Below are 543 nucleotides of genomic sequence, written 5' to 3'. Positions count from 1 at the left end.
TGATCATCACCGGGGCGGGCGGAAAGGCGTTCTGCACCGGCTTCGACCTGGACGAGGTCGAGATCATCACCAGGATGTCGGTTCCCGAATTCACCGACCTGGTGGAGACGGCCGCGTCTGGGTCCACCGGGCTGCGCGCCCTGCCGTACCCGGTGATCGCCGCGGTGAGCGGCCCGGCGGCCGGTGGTGGTCTGTCGTTGGCGCTGGCCGCCGACATCCGGATGGCCGACCACACCGCGAGTTTCAGCGCCGGGTTCGTGCGGGTCGGGCTGTCCATTGGCGAACTGGGCACGTCGTGGAACTTGGTCCGGCTCATCGGGCCCGGCCGGGCGGCGGAGCTGGCGTTCACCGGACGCACGGTGCGGGCCGTCGAAGCCTGGCGCATCGGACTGGCCGACCGGCTCACCGAGACGGGCAGCGCGCTCGAAGCAGCAATCGAGCTGGCCGAATCCATCGCGGAAAACTCGGACGACAGCACGAGATCCACCAAGAACGCGTTGGTCCGTAACTTCGAGAACAACTCATTCCGGTCCGCGCTGGAGG

1 protein-coding gene is annotated in these 543 nt (G+C 68.3%); it reads left to right on the top strand.

The annotated features are described in order from the left end of the window. A partial coding sequence (locus F6Q13_RS20050) for an enoyl-CoA hydratase/isomerase family protein (protein ID WP_293060172.1) occupies positions 1-543 on the top strand: 543 nt, incomplete at both ends.

The organism is Mycobacterium sp. (assembly GCF_008709575.1).
Taxonomy (GTDB): domain Bacteria; phylum Actinomycetota; class Actinomycetes; order Mycobacteriales; family Mycobacteriaceae; genus Mycobacterium.
Note: the sequence above shows the minus strand (reverse complement) of the source record. Positions and strands in the feature narration are given on the sequence as shown.